Origin of the sequence: Urbifossiella limnaea (assembly GCF_007747215.1) — a bacterium.
Lineage (GTDB): Bacteria > Planctomycetota > Planctomycetia > Gemmatales > Gemmataceae > Urbifossiella > Urbifossiella limnaea.
Map to the genome: position 1 here is coordinate 5,042,790 of NZ_CP036273.1, position 23,058 is coordinate 5,065,847.

The 23,058-nt window shown below is 71.0% G+C and carries 19 protein-coding genes; 11 read left to right on the forward strand and 8 right to left on the reverse strand.

From position 1 onward, the window contains the following. The first annotated feature begins 93 nt into the window (after positions 1-93). Entirely contained in the window at positions 94-1,704 is a 1,611-nt protein-coding gene (locus ETAA1_RS20570) for a DUF1549 domain-containing protein (protein ID WP_145241783.1), read from the forward strand. A gap of 70 nt (positions 1,705-1,774) precedes the next feature. On the opposite strand, the gene ETAA1_RS20575 is transcribed toward ETAA1_RS20570, so the two are convergent. Further along, on the reverse strand, positions 1,775-2,290 hold the full coding sequence (locus tag ETAA1_RS20575; RefSeq protein WP_145241785.1) for a general stress protein: 516 nt from the start codon (positions 2,288-2,290) through the stop codon (positions 1,775-1,777). A gap of 150 nt (positions 2,291-2,440) precedes the next feature. On the opposite strand from ETAA1_RS20575, the gene ETAA1_RS20580 reads away from it, so the two are divergent. Both ETAA1_RS20580 and ETAA1_RS20585 read left to right on the forward strand, forming a co-directional pair. After that, positions 2,441-3,700: a DUF1501 domain-containing protein gene (locus tag ETAA1_RS20580; RefSeq protein WP_145241787.1), complete on the forward strand. Its 1,260-nt coding sequence runs from the start codon at positions 2,441-2,443 to the stop codon at positions 3,698-3,700. A 293-nt stretch (positions 3,701-3,993) separates the two neighbouring features. Continuing rightward, entirely contained in the window at positions 3,994-5,031 is a 1,038-nt protein-coding gene (locus ETAA1_RS20585) for a DUF1559 domain-containing protein (RefSeq protein ID WP_145241789.1), read from the forward strand. A 60-nt stretch (positions 5,032-5,091) separates the two neighbouring features. On the opposite strand, the gene ETAA1_RS20590 is transcribed toward ETAA1_RS20585, so the two are convergent. After that, positions 5,092-5,430, reverse strand: coding sequence for a heavy-metal-associated domain-containing protein (locus tag ETAA1_RS20590; protein ID WP_202920294.1), 339 nt, complete (start codon positions 5,428-5,430; stop codon positions 5,092-5,094). Positions 5,431-5,549: 119 nt separating this feature from the next. Here ETAA1_RS20590 and ETAA1_RS20595 point away from each other — a divergent pair, with 119 nt between their 5' ends. Further along, the gene (locus ETAA1_RS20595) at positions 5,550-6,866 is read left to right on the forward strand and encodes a 3-isopropylmalate dehydratase large subunit (protein ID WP_202920295.1); all 1,317 of its coding nucleotides are present in this window, start codon (positions 5,550-5,552) and stop codon (positions 6,864-6,866) included. Between the two features lie 145 nt (positions 6,867-7,011). Here ETAA1_RS20595 and ETAA1_RS20600 read toward each other — a convergent pair whose 3' ends face one another. Next, positions 7,012-8,034, reverse strand: a complete 1,023-nt coding sequence (locus tag ETAA1_RS20600) for a WD40 repeat domain-containing protein (protein WP_145241793.1) — start codon at positions 8,032-8,034, stop codon at positions 7,012-7,014. A gap of 76 nt (positions 8,035-8,110) precedes the next feature. Continuing rightward, positions 8,111-9,142 (reverse strand): WD40 repeat domain-containing protein, encoded by a 1,032-nt coding sequence (locus ETAA1_RS20605; protein WP_145241795.1) that lies wholly within the window; start codon positions 9,140-9,142, stop codon positions 8,111-8,113. 225 nt (positions 9,143-9,367) lie between these two features. On the opposite strand from ETAA1_RS20605, the gene ETAA1_RS20610 reads away from it, so the two are divergent. Together ETAA1_RS20610 and ETAA1_RS20615 are read left to right on the forward strand one after the other, a co-directional pair. After that, complete coding sequence (locus ETAA1_RS20610) at positions 9,368-10,807, forward strand: amidohydrolase (protein ID WP_145241797.1); 1,440 nt, start codon at positions 9,368-9,370, stop codon at positions 10,805-10,807. Positions 10,808-10,903: 96 nt separating this feature from the next. After that, entirely contained in the window at positions 10,904-12,136 is a 1,233-nt protein-coding gene (locus ETAA1_RS20615; RefSeq protein WP_145241799.1) for an LL-diaminopimelate aminotransferase, read from the forward strand. A gap of 7 nt (positions 12,137-12,143) precedes the next feature. Here the strand turns inward: ETAA1_RS20615 and ETAA1_RS20620 are convergent, their stop codons facing one another. Next, the gene (locus ETAA1_RS20620; RefSeq protein ID WP_145241801.1) at positions 12,144-14,762 is read right to left on the reverse strand and encodes a serine/threonine-protein kinase; all 2,619 of its coding nucleotides are present in this window, start codon (positions 14,760-14,762) and stop codon (positions 12,144-12,146) included. 106 nt (positions 14,763-14,868) lie between these two features. Between ETAA1_RS20620 and ETAA1_RS20625 the strand changes: the two genes are divergently transcribed. The 3 genes from ETAA1_RS20625 to ETAA1_RS20635 all read left to right on the forward strand — a co-directional run bounded on the left by ETAA1_RS20625 (position 14,869) and on the right by ETAA1_RS20635 (position 17,931). Beyond that, positions 14,869-15,597, forward strand: a complete 729-nt coding sequence (locus ETAA1_RS20625) for a two-component system sensor histidine kinase NtrB (RefSeq protein ID WP_145241803.1) — start codon at positions 14,869-14,871, stop codon at positions 15,595-15,597. Next, entirely contained in the window at positions 15,588-16,541 is a 954-nt protein-coding gene (locus ETAA1_RS20630; protein WP_145241805.1) for an alpha/beta hydrolase family protein, read from the forward strand. Before ETAA1_RS20625 ends, ETAA1_RS20630 begins: the two co-directional genes overlap by 10 nt. A 133-nt stretch (positions 16,542-16,674) precedes the next feature. Continuing rightward, on the forward strand, positions 16,675-17,931 hold the full coding sequence (locus ETAA1_RS20635; protein ID WP_145241807.1) for a tetratricopeptide repeat protein: 1,257 nt from the start codon (positions 16,675-16,677) through the stop codon (positions 17,929-17,931). A gap of 55 nt (positions 17,932-17,986) precedes the next feature. Here the strand turns inward: ETAA1_RS20635 and ETAA1_RS32235 are convergent, their stop codons facing one another. Then, positions 17,987-18,163 (reverse strand): hypothetical protein, encoded by a 177-nt coding sequence (locus ETAA1_RS32235; RefSeq protein WP_202920296.1) that lies wholly within the window; start codon positions 18,161-18,163, stop codon positions 17,987-17,989. A 143-nt stretch (positions 18,164-18,306) separates the two neighbouring features. Next, the gene (locus ETAA1_RS20640; RefSeq protein ID WP_145241809.1) at positions 18,307-20,607 is read right to left on the reverse strand and encodes a carbon starvation CstA family protein; all 2,301 of its coding nucleotides are present in this window, start codon (positions 20,605-20,607) and stop codon (positions 18,307-18,309) included. 155 nt (positions 20,608-20,762) lie between these two features. Here ETAA1_RS20640 and dps point away from each other — a divergent pair, with 155 nt between their 5' ends. Together dps and ETAA1_RS20650 are read left to right on the forward strand one after the other, a co-directional pair. After that, positions 20,763-21,272: a DNA starvation/stationary phase protection protein Dps gene (gene dps / locus ETAA1_RS20645; protein WP_145241811.1), complete on the forward strand. Its 510-nt coding sequence runs from the start codon at positions 20,763-20,765 to the stop codon at positions 21,270-21,272. Between the two features lie 34 nt (positions 21,273-21,306). Continuing rightward, positions 21,307-22,104, forward strand: a complete 798-nt coding sequence (locus ETAA1_RS20650; protein ID WP_145241813.1) for an alpha/beta fold hydrolase — start codon at positions 21,307-21,309, stop codon at positions 22,102-22,104. 53 nt (positions 22,105-22,157) lie between these two features. Here the strand turns inward: ETAA1_RS20650 and ETAA1_RS20655 are convergent, their stop codons facing one another. After that, entirely contained in the window at positions 22,158-22,754 is a 597-nt protein-coding gene (locus tag ETAA1_RS20655) for a hypothetical protein (RefSeq protein ID WP_145241815.1), read from the reverse strand. Positions 22,755-23,058 lie beyond the last annotated feature (304 nt).

Here is a 23,058-nt window from a genome sequence, read left to right on the forward strand (position 1 = left end):
ATACCCGCGGGGACCGGGCCGGGTTTCGGCGCGAAACCGCCGGCCCCGCCCCGTGGTACAGTTCACCGTCACCTGTCCCGCGGAGCCGCGCCGATGTGGGCCAAGCACCTGATCCTCCCCGCGGCTGTCGTGGTCGCCCTCCTCGCGCTCCGGGCCAGCCTGTTCCCGCTCGACTCGAAGGCGCGCCAGATCGCCTTCGACCCCGGCCCCGCCGCGGGCGACGATTTCTCCGCCGTGGTCGCCCGGGTGGACGAGGCGTTTCACCAGGACTGGGCCGAGAAGGGGCTCAGCGCCGCCCCCCGTGCCGCCGACCTGCTCGTCGCCCGCCGGCTGTCGCTCGGCCTCACCGGCACCGTGCCGTCGCTCGAGGAAATCCGCCAGTTCGAGGAGCAGCCCGGCGCCGGCCGGCTGGAGGGCTGGACGAACCACCTGCTGCACGACCGCCGCTTCGCCGACTACTTCGCGGAGCGGCTGTCGCGCGCCTACCTCGGCAGCGAGGAGGGGCCGCTCGTCGTTTACCGCAAGCGCCGCTTCCTGGCCTGGCTGTCCGACCAACTGCTCGCAAACCGCCCCTACGGCGAGGCCGTCCGCGACATGATCGCCAGCAGCGGCCTGAACACGTCCACGCCGGCCGTCAACTTCATCGCCGCGGCCTACGACGAGGGGAAGGAGAAGGCCGACCCCGAGAAGCTCGCCATCCGCGTGTCGCGGGCGTTCCTCGGCCTGCGGCTCGACTGCGCCCAGTGCCACGACCACTTCCTCGAACCGAGCTGGAAGCAGACCGACTTCCAGGCGCTGGCCGCGTTCTTCGGCCAGACGCGGCAGATCGTCACGAACGTGACAGACGGCGACGGCGAGTACCGCTTCCAGGACCGCGTCAACGGCGGGACCGTCGCCATCGAGCCGGCGGTGCCGTTCCTGCCGGAACTGATCCCGGCCGAGGGCACGCGCCGCGAGAAGCTGGCCGGCTGGCTGACGGACCGTCGCAACCCGCACTTCGCCCGGGCTGCGGTGAACCGCGTGTGGGCGATGCTGTTCGGCCGGCCGCTGCGGGCGAAGGTGGAGGCCCAGACGCTCGACGACCCTGCCCCCGCGGCCCTGGACATTCTGGCCGCCGACTTCGCCGCCCACGGCCACGACCTCCGCCGGCTGATTCTGCTGATCGCGTCCACCGAGGTGTTTCGCCTCGACAGCACTTCGCCGGACGAGGTGACGGACGAGCACGAGAAGGTGTGGGCGGCGTTCCCGCTGACGCGGCTGCGGCCCGAGCAGGTGATCGGCGGCGTGTTGCAGGCGGCATCGGTGAAGACAATCGACCGCAACTCGCACGTCCTGGTCCGGCTGATCCGGTACGCCTCGGAGCGCGACTTCGTGCAGCGCTACGGCGACCCCGACGACGACGACTCCGCCCAGGCGCCGGGGACGCTGCCGCAGCGGTTGCTGCTGATGAACGGCGAACTGGTGGACAAGCAGGCCCGCGACGACCTGGTGAACGCCTCCGCCCGCATCGCCCTGCTGGCGCCGACGGACGAGGCCGCGGTAGAGACGGCGTACCTGTCGGTGCTGACGCGCCGGCCGACGGGCCGCGAGCTGTCACACTTCTCGGCACAGTTGTCCGGCCTGACCGGCGGGGCGCGTCAGAGGCGGCTCGCGGACCTGTTCTGGGTGTTGTTCAACAGCACGGAATTGAGTTACAACCACTGACCGTGGGCCGGTCTGAAACTCGGCCCCCGGGTGAGAACCCGGGGGCCGCGTCGTTCGTCACTGTACGGCACTACATCGGCGGCGGGTTGTGGCGGTCGTAGCCGCCGTGGCGGGTGTACACCGCGCGGGCGTGGTCGTGGCGGTCACCGGCGTCCACCGTCACCACGTACCGGCCGGCCTTCACCTCGCCCTCGTAGTACTTCGCGTCCTCCTCCGGGATGCCCCAGCCGATCAGCGCCCCAGCGACGCCGCCTGCCGCCGCCCCGGCCCCGGCGCTGATCAGCGCCGCCGCCAGCGGGCCGACCGCCAGGATCGGGCCGATCACCGGGATCACCCCGAACGTCACCGCCAGCGAGCCAAGGGCCAGCGCCCCCGCCCCCGCCGCGGCGCCGATGGCGGCGCCCTCGGCCGCGTTCGTGTCGCCGTCGGCGCCGGTGCGCACCGCGTTGCCCCGCGCGTCGCGGGCCACCAGCCCGATCTGATCGTCGCGGTACCCGGCCGCCCGCAGGTCGGCGACCGCCCGCTCGGCCGCGTCGCGGCTCTGGAACACGCCGACCGTCGTGGCGTGCGATGTTGCCGTTGCCATGGTGTGTCCTCCCTCGGAGAGAAAGCCCCGCCGGCCATCGGGCCAGCAGCTCGGCCCCACACGAAAAGCAGCTTCGATGCCAACGCGGTGGGCGAAACCGGGTCACTTGCCGCGAGGTATGATGGGGCAGCCCTCGACCCCGGACGCGACATGATTCCCACCTGCCACAGCCGGTCACACACCCGCCGGGCGTTCCTCGGCGGGCTCGGGCTGTCGTGGCTCACACCGCTCGCGACGGCGCTGGCGCAGGACGCGGGAGCGACCCGCCGCCCGGCCAGGTCGGTCGTCGTGCTGTGGATGGGCGGCGGGCCCAGTCAGCTCGAAACGTTCGACCCGAAGCCCGGCACGAACATCGCCGGCGGCACGGGGGCGATCCCCACCGCGACCCGCGGCGTGCAGCTCGCTCCCGGCCTGGAACAACTCGCCGACCTGATGGGCGACGTGGCGCTGGTCCGCTCGCTGGTCAGCCCGGAGGGCGACCACGAGCGCGGCACGTACCTCCTGAAGACCGGCTTCCGCCCCGACCCGACCGTGGTCCACCCGTCGCTCGGGGCGATCGTGTGCCACGACCTGCCGGCCGGGACGGTGGACATCCCGCGCCACGTGTCGATCCTGCCGGGGCAGTGGCCGGCCCGCGGCGGCATGCTCGGCGCCCGGTACGACGCCTTCAAGGTGTTCGACCCCGCGGAGAAGGTGCCGGACGTGACCCCGCGGGTGAGCACCGACCGGTTCGACGGCCGGCTCGCCGACCTGGACGTGGTCGAAGGCGTGTTCGCCGCGGGCCGCGGAGCTCGCGCCGGCAACACCGGCCATCGCGACGCCCTGGAGCGCGCCCGCCGACTGATGAGTTCCGAGCAGCTGGCCGCGTTCGACGTGTCGCGCGAGCCGCTGGCCGTGCGCCGCGAGTACGGCGAGACGCCGTTCGGCCGCGGCTGCCTCGCCGCCCGCCGGCTGCTCGACGCCGGCGTGCGGTGCGTCGAGGTGACGCTCGACGGGTGGGACAGCCACGCCAACAACCACGCGATCTGTTCGCGCCTCGTCGGCGTGCTCGACCCGGCGTTCGCGGCACTACTCCGCGACCTGAAGCGGCGCGACACGCTGAAAGACACGGTGGTTTTGTGCGTCGGCGAGTTCGGCCGGACGCCGGTCGTGAACCCGCTCGGCGGCCGGGACCACTGGCCGCACGGGTTCAGCGCTGCGGTCGCCGGCGGGGGTTTGCGCGGGGGCGTCGTGGTCGGCGAGACGGACCCCAGCGGCGGACGGCAGCCGGCCGATCCGACGCCGGTGTCGAACCTTCACGCGACCGTCCTCCAGGCCGTCGGGATCGATCACTTGCGGTCTCTCCGCTCGCCGATCGGACGCACCTTCCCGCGCAGCGACGGCACACCGCTGAGGGTGCTCTTGGGATAATCCGACGGAGGCGTCCGAATTCTCACCCGGTGCCGCCTTCCCCGCGGTCGTGCGTCGGCTACAATGTCGACATACTCTCCCGGCCGCCGTGCGGATGTTCGCAGCGTCTTCATCGGAACTTCGCGCAGGCCCCGGCACACAGGAATAGGATTACGTGCGACGCGGGCGCCCGTCGGCCCGCCACTCTGACGTACCGCCGGGGGCTCAGCCGCCCGGCCCCCGACGGGGAAACGTGTTTCGGAACCGACCGGCTCGGACCAACCGAACGCCCGTTTTCATCCAGGGGAGCTCACATGCCTCGCACGCGGACGCACGCCCGCGCCTTCACGCTGATCGAACTGCTCGTCGTCATCGCCATCATCGCCATCCTCATCGGGCTTCTACTGCCGGCCGTGCAGAAGGTGCGGGAGGCCGCGGCCCGCGCCAAGTGCCAGAACAACCTGAAGCAACTCGGCCTGGCCGCGCACGGCATGCACGACACCCGCGGCGGTCTGCCGCCGTCGAGCGTCAACAACCCCGGCGCGACCGACCGGCCGCGGCTCGGCGAGTTCCAGAAGGTCGGCACGGCCGGCACCAGCGGGGCCGACTTCGCCAAGCACTGCTTCCTGGCCATCCTCCTGCCGCACATCGAGCAGGGGAACGTCCTTCAGGCCAGCGGCGTGAGCTACAACTTCAAGCTGGACTGGTACGACGTGAACAACCGGACCGCGTGCGCGACCCGCATCCCGACGTTCGAGTGCCCCACGGTACCGTTCGAGCACAAGATCGACCCGATCCTGGAGCCGGCCGTCTACGGCAGCGGCTGGGTGCCGGCGACGAGCGACTACATGGCCGTGAACCGCGGCAACTCGAACTCGAGCGGCGCGGTGTGGAACGCGATCTTCAACGACACCAGCTACCCCGGCCCCGACGGCATCAAGGGCGTGCTGTCGACCAACTCGTACACCCCGTTCGCGGCGGTGCTCGACGGGCTGAGCAACACGATCATGCTGGCCGAGGCGGGCGCCCGGCCGCAGAACTGGCGCGGCAAGGCCCGCGCGGCCGACGTGACGTACATGAACGGCGCTTGGGGCCACCATACCAACGACATCGCCGTGGACGGCTCCACCGCCGCGCCGAACTACAGCACTCTCAACTCCGCCGCCGCCGTGCCGACGGCCTGTGTCATCAACTGCAGCAACCAGGGCGAGATTTACGCCTTCCACACCGGCGGGTCGAACGTGTGCATGGGCGACGGGTCGGTCCGGTTCATCCGCGAGAGCATGTCGCTCGCGACGCTCCAGGCGCTGTGCGCCCGGGCCGACGGCAAGCCGATCCCCGGCGACTGGTAAGCTAAGCGGCTTTTGGCACTCACGAAGCCCACCCGTTGCGACGGGTGGGCTTTTTCGTATTCAGCGCTCGGTCGGACCGGTCAGCAGGTCGGTGCGGCGGTACCCGGCGGCGGCGATCGCTTCGCGCACTTTGGCGACGTTGAACGTGGCCCGGTCGGCGACGGTGAACTTCACCTGCCGGGTGCGGCGGTCGGCCTGGATGGAGTCGGCCCGCACGCCCGTGACGCGGGCCAAGGCCGCAGCCACCTTCTCGGGGCAGCTGGCGCACGTCATCGCCGGCACGTAGATCACGACCTGATTCGGCCCGTCGGTCGGCACCGGTCGCGGCGGCGGCTCGACACTCCGCGCTTCGACCCCGACGACCGCGACCGCCGCCGGCACGCCCCACCACACGCTCATCGGTCGGCCCTCCACCCCGGTTCGCGCCATTGTAGCCCGCCCGGCGGCAGGCCGGGGCGATATCATGGGGATAGGCACAAGCCGACCCCACGCCTCGCGCTCTCCCGGAGCCCCCGCCGATGCCCGCGCCGATGACGATGACCGAGAAGATCCTGGCGAAGGCCGCCGACCGGCCGGCCGTCGCCCCGGGCGAGAACGTCTGGGTGGACGTGGACGTACTCATGACGCACGACGTGTGCGGCCCCGGCACCATCGGCGTGTTCCACAAGCACTTCGGCCGCGACGCCAAGGTCTGGGACCGCGAAAAGGTGGTCATCATCCCCGACCACTACATCTTCACCACGGACGCGATGGCCAACCGCAACGTGGACGTGTTGCGGCAGTTCGTGAAGGAACAGAACCTGCCGTACTTCTACGACGTGGGAACCGACCGCTACAAGGGCGTGTGCCACATCGCGCTGCCCGAGGAAGGCCACGTCCGCCCCGGCGAGGTACTCCTCGGCACCGACAGCCACACCTGCACGGCCGGCGCCTTCGGCCAGTTCGCCACCGGCATCGGCAACACCGACGCCGGGTTCGTGATGGGCACCGGCAAGCTGTGGCTGAAGGTGCCGCCGACGATGCGCTTCGTGTTCACGGGCAAGATGCCGCCGTACCTCATGGCGAAAGACCTGATCCTGGCCGTGATCGGCGACATCGGCGTCGACGGCGCCACGTACCGGGCGATGGAGTTCGACGGCGACGCGGTGTACGCGCTGAACATCGAAGAGCGGATGACGCTGTGCAACATGGCGATCGAGGCCGGCGGTAAGAACGGAGTCATCCCGGCCGACGAGGTGACGCTGGCCTACGTGGCTGACCGCGGTCGTAAGACGGGGAGCAAAGCGCACACTCTGTTCCGGCCGGACGCCGGGGCTGCCTACGTGTTCGAGAAGGTCTACGACGTGTCGAAAATGGAGCCGGTGATCGCCAAGCCGCACTCGCCGGACAACAAGGCGACGGTAAGCGAAGTGAAGGGGACGAAACTGGACCGGGCGTACATCGGCAGCTGCACCGGCGGCAAGCTGACCGACTTCCGCGCCGCGGCCGGGCTCCTGAACGGCAAGTCGGTAAAGATCGACACGTTCGTGGTGCCGGCGACGACGGAGGTGGCCCGCGGCCTCGACACGGAGACGATCGGCGGGAAGTCGCTGCGGGAAATCTTCGTCGCCGCCGGGGCGAAGATCGGCGACGCGAGCTGCGCCGCGTGCCTGGGTGGCCCGTCCGACACGTTTGGTCGGCTGAACACACCGATCTCGTGCATCAGCACGACGAACCGCAACTTCCCCGGCCGGATGGGTCACAAGGAGGCGAAGGTGTTCCTCGCCTCGCCGCTGACGGTCGCCGCCAGCGCGCTGACGGGCAGCATCGCCGACTGCCGGGATCTGGTAGTCTGACCGGCACGGGCGATTCGCCGCCAGGGACGAGGTCCTTCGGGCGGGCCGAGGCGGCGGGCGCTCCGGTGCTTGACACACCGGAGTCGTGCCCTCGAACCGACCGTCACCCGTCCGGGGGTAGGCCGCTCCCGGCGGGAATGCCCGGCTACTTGTAGCTCAGCTTCAGGATGTGGACGATGCCGCCCTCCAGCCCGGCAGCGAGGGTCACGTCGCCGTCGTCGTCGAGCTTCGGGGAGAAGGCGACCGCGGTGAACTCGCCCGGCCGGCTCTTGCTGTACTTCGACGACTTGCTCGCCACCTCCCACACCACCACCGCCCCGTCCTGCCCGCCCGACGCCACCAGCTTGCCGTCCGGCGAGAATGCCGCGTCGTGGACGCGCTTGTGCGTCGTCGCCAGGGTGCCGAAGAGGGCTCCACTGTCCTTCACCAGAAAGACGTTCCCGCCACTGGGGACCGTGAACAGCGTCGAGGCGGTGTTGCCGACGATCCGGCCGGCGCCGAGGCCGGTCTTCGGCTGAAACCCGCCGGCCGCCTTCGGGCCGGCCTTGTCGAGAGTGAACGAGCGGAACGCGCCGCCGTCGGTGGCCACGGTCAGTTTTCCGGTGGGCGAGAACGACAGGCCGCGGACTGCCTGGTCGGACTTCAGTTCCTCGCGGAGCACCGCGTACTCGGTGAGCCGGCCGTCGGAGGTCACGTTCCACACGACCGCCGACTTGTCCGCGGCGCCGGTGGCGACGTACTTCCCGTCCGGCGACACGGCCGCGGCAAACACCTTCCCCTGGTGCAGCTTCGCAACCGCCGACTCGGACTTGGCCGCGATGTCCCACACGCGGACGGAGTTGTCGCCGTGGCCGAAGATCAGGTACTTGCCGTTCGGCGAGAAGGCGATCGCCCGGACGGAAGTCTTCCCCATGAACACGCCGGCCTTCACGACGGCGATCTCGGCCGCCGCCTTCGGCCCGACGTTGAACAGGTGGACGTCCTCGGCGCCGACCGCGAGCATCTTGCCGTCCGGGCTGAACGCCAGCGACCGGAGCTTCCCCTCCGTCTCGATCGCCACCTCGTAACTGGACTCGAGCGAGACCTGCGTCTTCTTCGGCTGGGCGAGGCCGGGGGCGATCGCGGCCAGCACGAACAGCATGGCGGCGAGGAGCGGCGGGCGAGACATGGGAAGCGGCTCCGGCGGGTGCGGCGGGACGGCTATTGGATAGACGCGCGGGCGGGAAGCAAGTTCCCGCCCGCCACTACCGGTGCGCCAGCCGGACGACGTGGACCGTGCCGTCGTCCTGGCACGCGGCGACGACCGTCTCGGCGCTCGCGGCGCCGGCGGTCTGGCCGACGCCCACGCCGCTGAACGTGCCGGGGCGGACCTTCGTGTACTTCGCGGCCTTCGTCGCCACGTCCCACACCACCAACGTGCCGTCCCGCCCGCAGCTGGCCAGTAGCTTGCCGTCCGGCGAGAACGCGGCCCCCGTCACCTCGCCCTTGTGCCCGGCCGGGCCGCCGAGCGTGCCGGACGCGCCCCCGGTCGGCGACACCAGGAACACGGCGTTGTTGTCGGCGACGGCGAACAGGGTACCGGCCGCGTTCGGCACGATCTTCTGCGAGCTCACCCCGCCCTTCGGCGGCTTGAACCCGCCGGTCAGCTTCGGCTCGCCCTTCGCCAGCGAGTAGCCCCGGAACGTGCCGTTCGGCGTCACCGTGTACAGCCCCTTCCCCTTCGACACGAACGCCACCGAGACGACCGCGTCGAAAAAGTTCTCCTCGCCGCGGATCACGTGCTTTTCCTTCAGCGAGCCGTCGTCGCCGAGGTCCCACAGGATGGCGGTTCGGTCCTGGCCGCCGGTGGCGACCACCTTGCCGTCCGGCGACACGGCCACCGAGCGGACGTCGCTCTTGTGCTCCTTGCCGCGGCCGGTCTCGCGCTTGTCCGCGACGTTCCACACCCGCACGCTGTGGTCGCGGCCGCCGAAGACGACGTGCTTGCCGTCCGGCGTGAACGTGAGCGAGGTGATGCCGAACCCCACGGTGGAATCGAAGAACGCGACCTTTTTCGCCTCCGGGCCGGTGATGTCGAAGAGGAACACGTCCTCGGTGCCGACGGCGACGAGCTTGCCGTCGGGGCTGACGGCGACCTCGTGGGCGTGCCCTTCGACCTTGAACCGCACGTCGCCGACGGCCTGGAGCGTGAGCTTCTTGTCCTTCGCCTGCCGGGCCGGGGCGGCGGGCAGCGCGGCTAGCAGCACTATGCCGGCGAGCGCGAGAAGGCGCGTCATGGGACGACTCCGGGGCGGGAACCCGATTGAATCACGACTGCCATGAAGGTTCAAGAGGGTCGGGTCAACGTGGGGCGAAGGACGTGGAGGGACCTTGTCAGAATTCCTTGACTCCCCACAACCGTAGGTTACATTTGTACACCTTCCAAGGGCCGCCCGCCACTTCCTATCGGTTACCCGTCTGGCCGGCGGCCGCGAAAATCAGCCCATCCCCCGGAGGCTCCCATGCGTCTGCTCGCCGTCCTCGTCGTGCTTGCGTCGCCGTCGCTCGCCCGAGCCCAGAAGGACGCCGTGGTGAAGGCTGCCGCCGTGCAGGCCGCCGCCAACTGGCCGACCGCCCTGAGCATCTGGGAGTGGGCCGAACCCGGCTACCAGGAAACGAAGTCCGCCAAGGCGCTCGCCGACCTGGCCGCGAAGGCCGGCTTCAAAGTGACCCGCGGGGTCGCCGGCATCCCCACCGCCTTCATCGCCGAGTTCGGCAGCGGCGGCCCCGTCGTCGGCATCCTCGGCGAGTACGACGCGCTTCCGGAGTTGGCCCAGACCACCGACCCAGTGCGAACGATCCGCCAGGGCGGCAACGGCTACGGCCACGCCTGCGGGCACCACGTGTTCGGCGTCGCGTCACTGTCCGCGGCCATCGCCATCGCCGAGGAGATTCGCGCCGGCCGGCTCAACGGCACGATCCGGTTCTACGGCTGCCCTGCGGAAGAGGGTGGGAGCGCGAAGGCGTTCATGGCCCGCGCCGGGCTGTTCAACGACTGCGGCGTCTGCCTCCACTGGCACCCCGGCTCGCGCAATAGCGCGGGGGATGCGTCGTGCCTGGCCCGCATCGCGGTGAAGTTCCGCTTCCACGGCACCGCCGCCCACGCCGCAGGTTCGCCCGAGAAGGGCCGCTCGGCGCTCGACGCGCTGTTGCTAACGATGCACGGCGTGGAGTTGCTCCGCGAGCACACCCCGGACGGAACCCGACTGCACCACACGGTGACCGGCGGCGGCGGGGCGGCGAACGTGGTGCCGGAGTTCGCCGAGGGCTTCTTCTACGTCCGCCACCCGAAGGCCGAGGTGGTGCAGAAGCTGTACCCGCGCCTGACGAAGTGCGCCCAGGGCGGCGCGCTCGCCACCGAGACGAAGCTCGAAGTCGCCTACCTCGGCGGCACGATGGAAATCCTGCCGAACAACACGCTGGCCCAGGTGGCGAAGGCGAACCTGACGAAGCTCAACGACCTCAAGTACGACGCCGAGGAGACGAAATTCGCGCTGCGGCTCCAGGAGACGTTCGAGACGAAGGTGCCGCTCGACACGATCACGAAGGTGGAGGACGTGAGCGGCAAGTCGTCAGGCGGCTCGACCGACGTGGGGGACGTGTCGTGGGTGGTGCCGACGGTCGGGTTCAGCACCGCGTGCTGGGTGCCGGGAACCCCGGGCCACTCGTGGCAGGCCGTGGCCTGTGGCGGCACCACGATTGCCAAACAGGGAATGACCCTGGCGTCGAAGACGCTCGCCGCGACGGCCTACGACCTGATGACCGACGCAAAGCTACTCGCCGCCGCGAAGGAGGAGCACACTCGGCGGCTGGACGGCCGGACGTACGTGCCGCTGCTGGAGAAGGACCAGCGCCCGCCGCTCGACTACCGCGACCCGCCGCGCCGCCGCGGGGCGGAGTGACCACCGCATGCTGTGCTGCAACGCCGCAAGCGGCGGAACTCTCGACTACTCCCTACAACAACCCGATACGCTTTCCCCTCCCGCGGAGCTGCCGGCATGTCCGTCGATCCCTGGTTCCAGACCCTGTTCGCCGACCGGATCGGCGGCGCGAGCTACGGCAAGAGCACCGACATCTACAAGTTCGAGAAGATCAAGCGCGCCAAGCGGAAGGCGCTCGCCGAGCACCCGGAGCGGCAGTTGCTCGACTTCGGCATCGGCGAGAACGACGACATGGCACCGGAGAACGTCCGGGCGGCCCTGGCCCGAGAGGCGAACAAGGTCGAGAACCGCGGCTACGCCGACAACGGCATCCAGGCCTACAAGGACGCCGCCGCCGAGTTCATGAAGCGGCAGTTCGGGGTCACCCTCGACCCGGTGACGGAGGTCTGTCACTGCATCGGGTCGAAGCCGGCCTACGCCATGCTCCCGGCGTGCTTCATCAACCCCGGCGACGTGACGCTCATGACCGTCCCCGGCTACCCCGTCGCCGGGACGTGGACCAAGTATTTGGGCGGCGAGGTCGTCCGCCTGCCGCTGAAGGCCGAGAACGGTTTCTTCCCCGACCTGGACGGCATCCCGGCCGACGTGCGGAAGCGGGCGAAGCTGCTCGTCATCAACTACCCGAACAGCCCGACCGGGGCCGTGGCCACGACCGACTTCTACAAGCGCGTCATCGACTTCGCCCACAAGAACCAGGTGGTCGTGGTTCAGGACGCGGCCCACATCCTCCTCAGCTACCAGGGAGCGCCGCTGAGCTTCCTCCAGGTGGACGGGGCGAAGGAGGTCGGCGTCGAAGTGCACTCGATGTCGAAGGGGTTCAACATGATCGGCTGGCGGCTCGGGTTCGTGGCCGGGCACCCGAAGATTGTGCAAGCCTACGCCGACGTGAAGGACAACTCCGACAGCGGGCAGTTCATGGCCATCCAGCAGGCCGCCGCCGCGGCCCTACGCGACCCGTCCATCCCCGTCGCCGTGAAGACGAAGTACGAGCGGCGGCTGCGGAAGTTGGTCGCCGCGCTGGGGCAGGTGGGATTCGATTGCGCCATGCCGGGCGGTACGTACTTCCTGTACACTCGCTCTCCGAAGGGGGCGGCCGGGCGGAGCTTCGCCAACGCCGAGGAGGCGAGCCAGTACCTGATCCACGAGCAGAGCGTGTGCTGCGTGCCCTGGGACGACGCGGGGGCGTTCCTCCGGTTCTCGGTGACGTACATCGCCGCCGACGAGGCCGAGGAGGACCGGCTGATGGCCGAGACGGTGAGCCGGCTCAAGGGGATGAGCCTGACGTTCTGACTGGCCGTTACGGGCGCAGGTCGGCGAACAGTTTCTCGAACCGCTCGTCGCGAGCCAGCCCCTGGAAGCACCGCCGCTGCCGCACCTCCGCGGGGTGCTCGTCCCGGTACGGCCGCTCGCCCCCGAACAGCGAACCGAGCGCGGCAAGTACCCGACTCCAGCGCGGGTCGGCCGGCGGGCCCGCGGCGAGGTCGGCGTCGAGCGCGTCCATGCGGGCCTCAAGCACTTGGAGCCGCTGCAACTCGGGGAAGCGCTTGCGGGCGTCCGCCAGGAACTGGCGGACCGCATCCACGTCCTTTCGCGCGGCGGCGGGGTCGGAATCGGCCAGCGCCTCGGCCCGCTCGGCACGGGCGCCGGCGACGACCTCTTGCGTCCGGAACGTGAGTTGGCCGGCCCCGCCGAAGGCGGTCGCTGCGGTCGTGAAGTGTTCGACCGCGGCCGTCCGGTCGGCGGCCGTGCCGCGGCGCTGGAGCAGCAGATACCGGCCGAGTGCCGTGTGGTTCTCGGCGAAGTCGGCCAGGTACTCGGCGTTGTTCGGGCCGGAGAGCTTGAGGAAGTCGCGCTGCTTGAGCGCCTGCGTGGCGAAGTGCCGGGCCGTCGAGTACGCCCGGTGGCGGGCCTGCACCGACGCCAGGTTCATCCAGCTCCGGCCGAACTGAAGCGCGGCCAACTCCCCCTCCTCCCGCTCGGCCGGGGTCCGCGGCTTTTCGAACGCCAGCGCTAACACCTCGCGCACCCGGTGCGACTCCCAGTAGTCGCGGTCGGCGTCGGTGACGGCGCCGAGCGTCAGGTGATCGTCGCCGCGGAAGCCGTACCCGCGGCCGACCTCGCGGAGGCAGCGCACCGCCCACTCGCGCTCGGCGAGGTCGGGCAGGTCGCGCACCTGTTCGGGCGTGGCGGCGGCGTACTTGCGGGCGATCTTCACCCGGATGTCAATGGCCCGGCTGAACGCCGCGCACGCCCCGACCGCGTCCGACCGGCGGCGGCAAAGCTCGCCGCGGAGGTGGTCGAGTTCGGCGAGTTGCAGGTCGGCGTGGTCGCGCGGGCGGCCGTCGGCGGTACCGTCGTGCAGACCGCGCCACAGCTTTTCCGCCTCGTCGCAGGCGGCGCGAGCGTCGTCGTCGCGGGTCCGCTCGAACAGCACCCGGGCGACCTTCACGAGCGCGTCGCCCTCCTTCGCGGGGGCGCGTGGGGCGGCGCCGAAGCCTGCCCGCGCCTGGCGGTACAGTTGCTCGGCGGTTTCGAGGCGGCCGCTCTTCTCGGCCAGCCCACCGACCTCGAACGCCAGCCCGGCCAGCGCCGCGCGGTCGGGGCCGGGGTCGGCCAGCGCCTCGTCGATGTGCTGCTTGTAGTAGTCGGCCAGGACGCCGTGCAGGTCGTTCAGCCCGGGCGTACTCTTGAGCGCGCCGGACGCCAGGTGCCCCTTGATCGCGTCGAGCGCCTGCCGCGACTTGAGGCCCCGCTCGCGCAGCAGCCGCGCGGCCTCCTGCTCGGCCTCGCGGCGGACGCGCTCCCCCTCGTTCCGCTGCTCGGTCAGCTCCCGGTCGTGTTCCTGCTCCGCTTCCTTCCGCTGGGCGTACAGCGTCCCGACTGCCAACAGGATCGCCACCACCACCCCGCCGGCGACGGCGGCGGTTTCCCACGGCCGGCGGCGGAACTGCCGCCACCCGCGCTCCCACGCCGGCGCCGGGCGGGCGGCGATCGTCTCGCCGTTCATCCACCGCCGCAGGTCGTCGGCCAGCTCGCCGGCGCTCGCGTACCGGCGGGCCGGTGCCTTCGCCAAACACTTCAGGCAGATCGTCCCCAGGTCGCGCGGCAGCCGCGGTGCCAGCCGGCTCGGCGGGGCCGGGTCGGCCCACCGCACCTGCTCCAGCGTCTCGACCATGTTCACGCCGCGGAACGGCGGGCGGCCGGTGAGCAACTCGTACAGGATGGCGCCGAGGCCGTACACGTCCGCCGCCGGCCCCACCTCGCGGGTGCCCGCCGCCTGCTCCGGGGCCATGTAGCTCGGCGTTCCCATCACGGCCCCGCTCGGCGTCAGCCCGGACGACACCTCGTACTGCTTGGCCAGGCCGAAGTCGGTGAGTTTGAGTGTGCCGTCCTTCGCCCGAAGTACGTTCGCCGGCTTCAGGTCGCGGTGGATGACGCCCTGGGCGTGGGCGTACTGGATGGCCCGGGCCAGCGTCTCGGCCATCTCCGCCGCCCGCCGCGGCTCCTGCGGCTGGCCCCGGAGCTCGCGGTCGAGGCTGCCGCCCTCGGCGTACTCGAGCACCAGGTACGGCCGGCCGTCGGGCGTGGTCTCGATCTCGAAGATACGCGTGATGTTCGCGTGCTCGAGCCGGGCCGTGATCGCCGCCTCGCCGCGGAACCGGCTGGCCTCGAACTCGTCCGGCGTGCGGAGCACCTTGATCGCCACGAACCGCGGCAGGTTGCGGTCGGCGGCCTTGTACACCCGCCCCATGCCGCCCTCGCCGAGTTCGGCGACCACGTCGTAGTCGCCGAACGACAACGCCGCGACGGCCACGCCGACGACCGCCGGCCGGGTCGCCGGGTCGAAGCCCGGTGCCGAGTCGGGACCGGCGTAGTGCGCGGCCGTGCGGGTGACGCCGGAGTCGGGGTTGGACATGACGGGTCCGGGGGTGGGCGGGGCACCGGTCTATGGGATATTACGCGGCGGCCCGCCCACACCGGAAACGAATCCGTGAATAAAACTCTCTCCGGAGGGCCGCCGCGTGACCGACCCCGCCGACGACATTGCCGCCCACGCGGGCGGGTTCATCCACGACGTCAAGAACCGCCTCGGCACGCTGTCGCTGAACCTGCAGCTCCTCGCCGAGGATTTTTCCGACCCTCAGAACCCGCGCGAGCGGAAGGCGCTCGACCGCGTCAACCGCCTCCACGGCGAGTGCCAGAAACTCGCCGACCTCGCCAACGCCTTCCTCCGCTTCGCCCGCGCCGGCGTCCTCCGCCGCACCCCCACCGACCTCGGCGCCGTCGTCACCCGGCTCATCGACTTCCTCACCCCCACCGCCCGCGCCGCCGGCGTCGAGCTGGCGTGGTATGCCGACGCCGACCTGCCGACGGTGGACCTCGACCGCGACCAGTTCGAGCAGGCGCTGCTGAACCTCTTGCTGAACGCCGAGCAGGCGATGCCCGACGGTGGCACCCTCACCTTGATTGGCCGCGCCGACGGCGATGCCGTGTGCCTCGACGTGATCGACACCGGCTGCGGCATGGACGCGGACGTACTCGCCGACCTGTTCCGCCCGTTCCACACCACGAAGAAGACCGGCACCGGCCTGGGCCTGCCGACCGCCCGACAGGTGATCGTCGCCCACGGCGGCACCCTCGACGTGCAGAGCGAACCCGGCCGCGGTACGAAGTTCACCATCCGGCTCCCCGCGCGTCCCGGGCCGCGAGGCCAGCCCAGCCGGCCCCCGGAGGAGTCCCCGTGTTCCTGACCGTCCTGCTCGCGACCGCCGCCGCTGCGCCCGCCCCGCCCCCGCGCCTGGTAGGAGAGCCGGTCGAGTTGGCGACGCCCACCGGCATCCTCTACGGCGCGATCGACCTGCCGCCGGGGGCGGGGCCGTGGCCGGTCGTCATCCTCCACGCCGGGTCCGGGCCGACCGACCGGGACGGGAACGGCCCGCTCACCCGCTCTAACAACCTGCGGATGCTCGGCCGCGCGCTCGCCGCCCGGGGGGTCGCAGTCCTGCGGTTCGACAAGCGGGGGATCGCGGCCAGCGCGAAGGCGCTCGCCCGGGAGGAAGACATCCGCCTCGATACCTACGCCGCCGACGTGCTCGGGTGGGCCGCCGCCCTCCGGGCCGACCGGCGGTTCGGGCGGGTGGGCTTCGTGGGCCACAGCGAGGGGGCGCTCATCGGCCTGGTCGCGGCGGGTGAGGCCCGGTTCGACGCCTTCGTCTCCCTGTGCGGCCCCGGGCGGCCGCTCCAGGAGGTGCTTCGCGAGCAACTCCGGCGGGGGCTCCCGGCCGAACTCTACAAGGCCAGCGACGCGGTCATCCGGGAACTGGAGGCCGGGCGAGAGGTGAAGGACACACCGAAAGAGCTTCAGGCGCTGTTCCGGCCGAGCGTACAGCCGTACCTGATCTCGACGTTCCGGCGGGACCCGGCGGCGCTCGCCGCCGGCCTCAAGGCGCCGCTGCTGGTCGCCTCCGGCTCGACCGACATCCAGGTGTCGGAGGCCGACGCCCGCCGGCTCGTCGCCGCCAGACCGGGTGCCCGGGCGGCGGCAGTGGCCGGTATGAACCACGTCCTCAAGCCGGTCCCCACCGTCGACCGACTGGCCCAGCTCCCGAGCTACGCCGACCCCACGCTCCCACTCCACCCGGACCTCCTTCCCGCGCTGGACGAGTTCCTGCGGCGAGAGTTGGGGCCGCGGTGACCGGCCGGCAGCGCGGGCTCCGCCGCACGGGGTGGAGGTCGATCCGGTCCGAGCGGCCGTTCGCCTGGACACTCGCCGCCCGCGGGCCGACAATTGCCACTTGCCCCACGTCCCGCGCCCGACAGGACGCACGATGGCCCGCGACCGGACCCACGACGACGCCCAAGACCTGTTCACCCGCGGCCACAAGGCCTTCGCCGAGCGGCAGTTCGCGGAGGCCGTCGAGTGCTTTTCCCGGGCCATCACCCTCCGCCCCGACGTGGCCGCCGGCTACCGCTACCGGGCCTACGCGTTCCTCGAACTCGGCGACCGCATCCGCGCCCTCAACGACCTCGACCAGGCCGTGCGGCTGAAGCCCGACGACCCCCAGGCCTACGCCGACCGGGCCGCCGAGTTGTTCACCCAGAAGGCGTTCGACCAGGCCGTCGCCGACTGCGACAAGGTGCTGTCACTGGACCCCGGCCGCGCCCCGATCCGGGCGCTCCGCGGCCGCTGCCACGCCGCCCGCGGCGACACGCCCTCGGCGCTCGCCGACTACGCGGAGGCGATCGAGGCCGACGCCGAGAACGCCCCGCGGGTGCTGATGTGGCGCGCCGGGCTGCGGTTCGAGACGGAAGACTACGACGCCGCCGAGGCCGACTGCACCGCCGCGCTGCTACATCGGCCCGACGACGCGGACGCCTTGCATCTCCGCGGCGCCGTCCGCCAACAGGCCGGCGACGGGGCCGGGGCGGAAGCCGACTTCTCCGCGGCGATTACCCGCGACCCGCAGCACGGGCCGGCGCGGCTCGGGCGGGCGGTGTGCCGGTTCCTCCAAAAGGACTTCGCCGGCGTCGTCGCCGACTGTGACGCGGCCGTCCGGCTGCTACCGAACGTGGCGCGGGTGTTCGAGCTCCGCGGGTCGGCGCTGCGGGCGCTCGGCCGGCCGGACGAGGCGCTGCAGAACTTCGACGAGGCGATCCGGCTCGCCCCGCAGGCGGCGATGCCGTTCAACTACCGGGCCGGGGCACACTACGCGAAGAAGGACTACGCCACCGCCGCCCGCGACCACCTGGAGGCGCTCAAGCGCGACCCGCGCAACGCCGCCACGTTCAACCAACTCGGGTGGGTGTGGGCGACGTGCCCCGACCCGGACGTGCGGAACGGCCCGCGGGCGAAGGAGTGCGCCACCCGCGCCTGCGAGCTCACCGAGTGGGCCGAGGCCGGCTACCTCGACACCCTGGCCGCCGCGTGCGCCGAGTGCGGCGAGTTCGACGAGGCGGTGCGGTGGCAGGAGAAGGCGATCGCAGCCGTGGCCGGCGACGCGGCCAAGGAAGCGGACTACGAGACCCGGTTGGAGCTGTACCGTCGGGGGAAGCCCGCCCGGGTGGAGGGCGGGCTCGGGGATTGACGCGCGGCCGGGGGACACGGCCGGGGCGGTGGCGGGAGAGTGCCGGAGCCGCGAACTACTCGGACTTCTCGGTCTTCTCGGGGGCCTTGCCCTTCTTCGTGCCCTTGGCGGTGCCCTTCGTGGTGGACTTCGACTTGGGCTTCTCCTTCTCCTGGCCCGTGGCCATGCCGGCGTAGGAGACGATCCCGAGCGAGAAGGCGAGGACGGTCAGCGCGGCCAGACGGCGGAACATCAACGATCCTCCGGACAACGGTGGACTGTGGCTGCCGGTCACGACGACCGGCCGAGGCATACTAACCCGGCCGAATGCCGCGGGTAGTGAAGATTTCCGAAAGTTGTTCACATTCCCGCGCCGCGGGGCGAGCCGCGGTTCGATCAAGTTTCGCCAGCCCGCCCAGACCCACGCAGCACCACCACCCACCGGGCCGCCGCCCACAGCAGCAGCACGCACACGCTCGACACCACGAACATCGTCAGCCCGCTGTTCAGGTAGCCCGTCACCATCAACTTCCGGCCGGCGTCCACCGAGCCCGACGCTACCAGCTTCTCTCCGTCGGCGATCATTCCCGCGAACCGGCCGGTCACCATTTTCGTCGCCGCCGTCAGCGTCGTGCTGGCGACGAACAGCATCGGTACCAGCGTGATCGGGGCGTACTTCCCCCGGCCGTTGTTGACGAGCCACGTCGTCACCAGCGTGAGGGCGAGCACGGCGAGAATCTGGTTGGCGATGCCGAACATCGGCCAGATCGTGTCGATGGAGCCGGTCCACACCAGCCCGGCCCACCCGGCAGTGACGAGTGCGCTGGCGATGACCGCCCCGGGGAGCCAGTCGGGCCGGGCCAGCGGCGCGTACACTCGGCCGGCGGTCTCTTGCAGCAGGAAGCGGGCGATACGGGTGCCGGCGTCGATGGTAGTGAGGATGAACAGCGCCTCGAACATGATCGCGAAGTGGTACCAGTACTTCAGCAGCCAGTCGCCGGTGACGCCGACCCAGCGGAACGCCTGCTCGAAGACTACCGACATCCCCACCGCCAGCGTCACCGCCCCGCCGGTGCGGCCGCGCAGCGACTCGCCGCCGACCTTCTCCTCGACGGTGCCCAAGTCCAGGTGGGCGGGCGAATCGACGTTCGCGGCGTGGAGCCGGTCGCCGGCCTCGGGCGGCAGTTTCGGCCGGGTGCCGTAGCGGTCATCCACCTCCTTCACCTGCGCCTGGAACTGCGGGGCGCGGTCGATGGCGACGTTGATGTCGTAGTAGAGGTCCGGCGGTAACGCCGCGGCCGCGACCAGGGCCGTGACGCCGACTAGCCCTTCAATCAGCATCGAGCCGTAGCCGATGGTGCGGATGTGGCTCTCCTTCTCGACCATCTTGGGCGTCGTGCCGCTGGACACGAGCGCGTGGAAGCCGCTGATCGCGCCGCACATGATGCAGATGAACACGAACGGGAAGATGCTGCCGGGGAAGGTCGGGCCGCCGTTCAAGAACACCTCGTTGACCGGCGGCGCCTGCAACGGCGGGTTGGCGACAATGACGCTGGCGACGAGCAACCCGACGGTGCCGATCTTGAGGAAGCTGGACAGGTAGTCGCGCGGGCCGAGCAGCAGCCACACCGGCAGCACCGCGGCGACGAACCCGTAGACGGCGAGGGCGATGATCGTCTGGTCGCGGGTGAGCGAGAACCACGCCCCCATCGCCGAGCGCGACACTGGCTCGCCGAGGACGACAGCGCCGAGTGTCAGCACGCCGCCGATGAGCGACGCCTCGACGACGCGGCCGGGCCGGATGCGGTACATCCACAGGCCGACGAGCAGCGCGATGGGGATGGTGGCCGCGATGGTGAACGTGCCCCACGAGCTGCCGGGGATGACCTGGAAGCAGTTCGCAGGCAGAGTGTAGACCTCGCGGTGCGGGACCGTCGAAGAGAATGGAGATGGAGGCGGGCCGAGCAGTTCCTGCGTGACCTTCGGTGCGGCCGGGCAGCGAACGCGGAACGACTCCGGCCGGTTGGAGCCGCCATCGCCGGCGGTGTAGTGGACCGTGCATCCCGGCGGGAATTCCAGCAGTTTTGCGTCCGCCGTGTCCCCAACGACCTTCGCCGACTCATACTGCGGCGCGGTCACAGTCATCCCCGCGGGCAGCTTCACGTCCTCGCCGCCGAGCGCCTTCACCACCACGAAGCCGAGACCGGCCAGGGCGATCACCACGATGAACAGGATCGCCACCGACGCGATCACCGCGGCGGGGAAGCCGAGCTCGTGGCGGGCGATCTCGGCCAGCGACTTCCCCTCCCGGCGGACACTCGCGGCCAGCACGAGCATGTCCTGCACAGCCCCCGCCAGGCACACGCCGATGACGAGCCACACCAACCCCGGAGCGTAGCCGTACTGGATGGCCAGCACCGGCCCGATCAGCGGCCCCGCGCCGCTGATCGCCGCGAAGTGGTGGCCGAACAGCACCCATTTGTTCGTTGGGTGGTAGTTCTGGCCGTCGTTGAAGCGGTGGGCCGGCGTCACGCGGCTGTCGTCGAGCGCCGCCACCTTCGCCGCCAGGAACGCCGAGTAGTAGCGGTAGGCGACGGCGAGGATGCACAGCACCACGACCATCACCGGCATGGCGTGCAGGATGAGCCGGCCGGTGGCGGGGTCGGTGTGGTAGAGCGCGACTGCGAACGGCGGCATGGGAGGAGTTCCGCGCGGTGGGTGCAGAACAGGGTACGCGGCGAGCAAGCCCCGGCGAGTCGACCGCCGTCTGGCGGCTGTCGGCTCGCCAGGGCGAACCGTGGCACCGTCTTTGCTCAGTTCCTGCCCGGCATCGTACCCGAGGATCAATCGCCATGAAAGCGAAGGCGCCCGCCGGAAGCCTGTTCCCGACCCGTATCGACCTGTCGGGCGATGTCCGTCAGCAGGTCGTCGCCATGCTCAACCGCCAGCTCGCCACGCTGACGGACTTGTACACCCAGACCAAACACGCCCACTGGAACGTGAAGGGCGGCAACTTCTGGGGCCTGCACACGCTGTTCGACCAGCTCGCGGAAGGGCTGGAGGAACACATCGACGACACCGCCGAACGGCTGACCGCGCTCGGCGGAACGGCGAAGGGGACCGCTCGGATGGCGGCAGCGAACAGCCGGCTGGAGGAGTTCCCGGAGGGCGTCCATGCCGGGCTCGAAGTGGTGGGCGTGCTGGCCGACCGGTACGCGGCCGCCGGCAAGGAGGCCCGCACCGGCATCTCCCAGGCCGACGAGCACGGCGACGCTGACACCGCCGACTTGCTCACCGCCGTGTCCCGCTACCTGGACAAGTCGCTGTACTTCCTCGAGTCGCACCTCCAGGCTGGCGAGTAATAAACGGTCCTCCCCGACCACCCGAGAGAAGCTCATGTCACTCGCCTACACCGACACCGCCGCCGGGCCGACGCTCGTGCTCCTCCACGCCTTCCCGCTGGACCGGCAAATGTGGCGGCCGCAGTTGGCGGCGCTGGCCGGCACCGCCCGCGTCATCGCCCCGGACCTGCCCGGCTTCGGCAAGTCGCCGCTCCCGCCCGAGGGGTGGACCGTTGATTCCGCCGCCGACGACGTAGCCGCCCTGCTCGACACCCTCGGCCAGAGCGGCCGCGTCGTCGTCGGCGGGCTGTCGATGGGCGGGTACGTGGCGATGGCGTTCGCCCGCCGCTACCCCGAGCGGCTCGCCGGCCTCATCCTGGCCGACACCCGCGCCGAACCCGACGACGACACCGCGAAAGCCAATCGCGAAAAGCTGATCGTCACCGCGAAGTCACAAGGGGCGGCACCGGTCGTGGACGCGATGCTACCCAAGCTGCTGGGCGAGGAGACACGAGCAAAACGGCCCGGTGTGGCGGACGCGGTTCGTGCGATGGGGGCGAAGCAGGCCGGCGAGGGGGTGGCGGCGGCGCTGGCGGCACTGCGCGACCGGCCCGACGCAGGTCCCGGCCTCGACGGGTTGACGGCGCCGTTGCTGGTGCTCGTGGGGGAGCACGACGCGGTCACGCCGCCGACGCTGGCCGCGGCGATGGCCGGCCGTGTGTACGGTAGCGAGCTGGTGACGGTGTCGGGTGCGGGGCACCTGTCGAACCTCGAAAACCCGGACGAGTTCAACGCCGCGGTGGCCCGCTTCCTGGCCGAGCGGACCCCGGCAGTGAAGCCGGCGACGGCGTGAAACGGTCGCGGCGGGCCGACCCCGAGGGCGGTGGGTGGTACACGCCAGTCGGCTCACCCGGGGGTCTTACGGCCCCGACTTGCCATGCGGGAGCTCACCCACACGCCGATTGACCTGCCGCGATTCACGAACAGCACGTACCCCATCACCGGCGCCGCGACGCAGCCGAGCCACACCAGCAGGTCCGTCGTCGGAAACTTCGCCGCCCCGCCCGCCTCGCGGAGCACCTCGACCGTCCCCTTCTGGGTGGCCAGCCCGCCGAGCAGCGCCCCGACCACCGCCAACAGCACGCCCACCGCACCATCGACAACCACGCGCAACCCGCGGCGGGCCGGCGCGGCTGGTGTCGGCATCTCGATGGGCGGCGGCTCCGAGTACGCTCGCGGGAACAGGTCGACGGAGTCCGCGGGGTCGGGAACGTCCTTCGCGACCGGGCCGCGAGTCCGCACGTCGTCCGACTCCGGGAACAGATCGACGGTGCCAGTCGGGTCCGGGAAAGAGTGCGCGGGCGGCGGCTCGGGGGTTGGTTCGGGCGTAGGTTCGGGCACGTCCAGCCGCGTGCCGCACCCCTTACACAGGAGCGGCATCCGGGCCAGCGCGTCCGGGAGGTGATACTCCCGGTCGCACGACGTGCAGCGGAACCGGATCACGAACGACACTCCGGCGGGCGTAACGCTGCGATGATAACCCGGCGCGGCCGGCCGGGGGAATCGGGCCTAACCCGTTATCCGCGCCCCGGCGGCCGTCGAACCGGCACGACCAGCGGGACCGCGCCAGCCGGCACCGTGTGCAGCCAGTTAGTCCCCGGATCCGGGTGCTCGAGAGCAGGGGCCGCTCGCGGGGCGGAGATCCTAAGGCCGAAGCGTCTGACAGCCCGAGTCGGCGCGGCGCGGCCGCCCGCGGATTGGGTTCCGGTCGCCGACAGCGACGTGGTACGATACCGCTACCGAAGGG

Bases quoted from the DNA above. Each gene is read 5' to 3' on its own strand.
- ETAA1_RS20610 (WP_145241797.1), top strand. From the start codon at position 9,368: ATGCGTCTGCTCGCCGTCCTCGTCGTGCTTGCGTCGCCGTCGCTCGCC.
- ETAA1_RS20585 (WP_145241789.1), top strand. From the start codon at position 3,994: ATGCCTCGCACGCGGACGCACGCCCGCGCCTTCACGCTGATCGAACTG.
- ETAA1_RS20650 (WP_145241813.1), top strand. From the start codon at position 21,307: ATGTCACTCGCCTACACCGACACCGCCGCCGGGCCGACGCTCGTGCTC.
- ETAA1_RS20635 (WP_145241807.1), top strand. From the start codon at position 16,675: ATGGCCCGCGACCGGACCCACGACGACGCCCAAGACCTGTTCACCCGC.
- ETAA1_RS20575 (WP_145241785.1), bottom strand. From the start codon at position 2,290: ATGGCAACGGCAACATCGCACGCCACGACGGTCGGCGTGTTCCAGAGC.
- ETAA1_RS20570 (WP_145241783.1), top strand. From the start codon at position 94: ATGTGGGCCAAGCACCTGATCCTCCCCGCGGCTGTCGTGGTCGCCCTC.
- ETAA1_RS20595 (WP_202920295.1), top strand. From the start codon at position 5,550: ATGCCCGCGCCGATGACGATGACCGAGAAGATCCTGGCGAAGGCCGCC.
- ETAA1_RS20640 (WP_145241809.1), bottom strand. From the start codon at position 20,607: ATGCCGCCGTTCGCAGTCGCGCTCTACCACACCGACCCCGCCACCGGC.
- ETAA1_RS32235 (WP_202920296.1), bottom strand. From the start codon at position 18,163: ATGTTCCGCCGTCTGGCCGCGCTGACCGTCCTCGCCTTCTCGCTCGGG.
- ETAA1_RS20600 (WP_145241793.1), bottom strand. From the start codon at position 8,034: ATGTCTCGCCCGCCGCTCCTCGCCGCCATGCTGTTCGTGCTGGCCGCG.
- ETAA1_RS20605 (WP_145241795.1), bottom strand. From the start codon at position 9,142: ATGACGCGCCTTCTCGCGCTCGCCGGCATAGTGCTGCTAGCCGCGCTG.
- ETAA1_RS20620 (WP_145241801.1), bottom strand. From the start codon at position 14,762: ATGTCCAACCCCGACTCCGGCGTCACCCGCACGGCCGCGCACTACGCC.
- ETAA1_RS20580 (WP_145241787.1), top strand. From the start codon at position 2,441: ATGATTCCCACCTGCCACAGCCGGTCACACACCCGCCGGGCGTTCCTC.
- ETAA1_RS20615 (WP_145241799.1), top strand. From the start codon at position 10,904: ATGTCCGTCGATCCCTGGTTCCAGACCCTGTTCGCCGACCGGATCGGC.
- dps (WP_145241811.1), top strand. From the start codon at position 20,763: ATGAAAGCGAAGGCGCCCGCCGGAAGCCTGTTCCCGACCCGTATCGAC.
- ETAA1_RS20590 (WP_202920294.1), bottom strand. From the start codon at position 5,430: ATGAGCGTGTGGTGGGGCGTGCCGGCGGCGGTCGCGGTCGTCGGGGTC.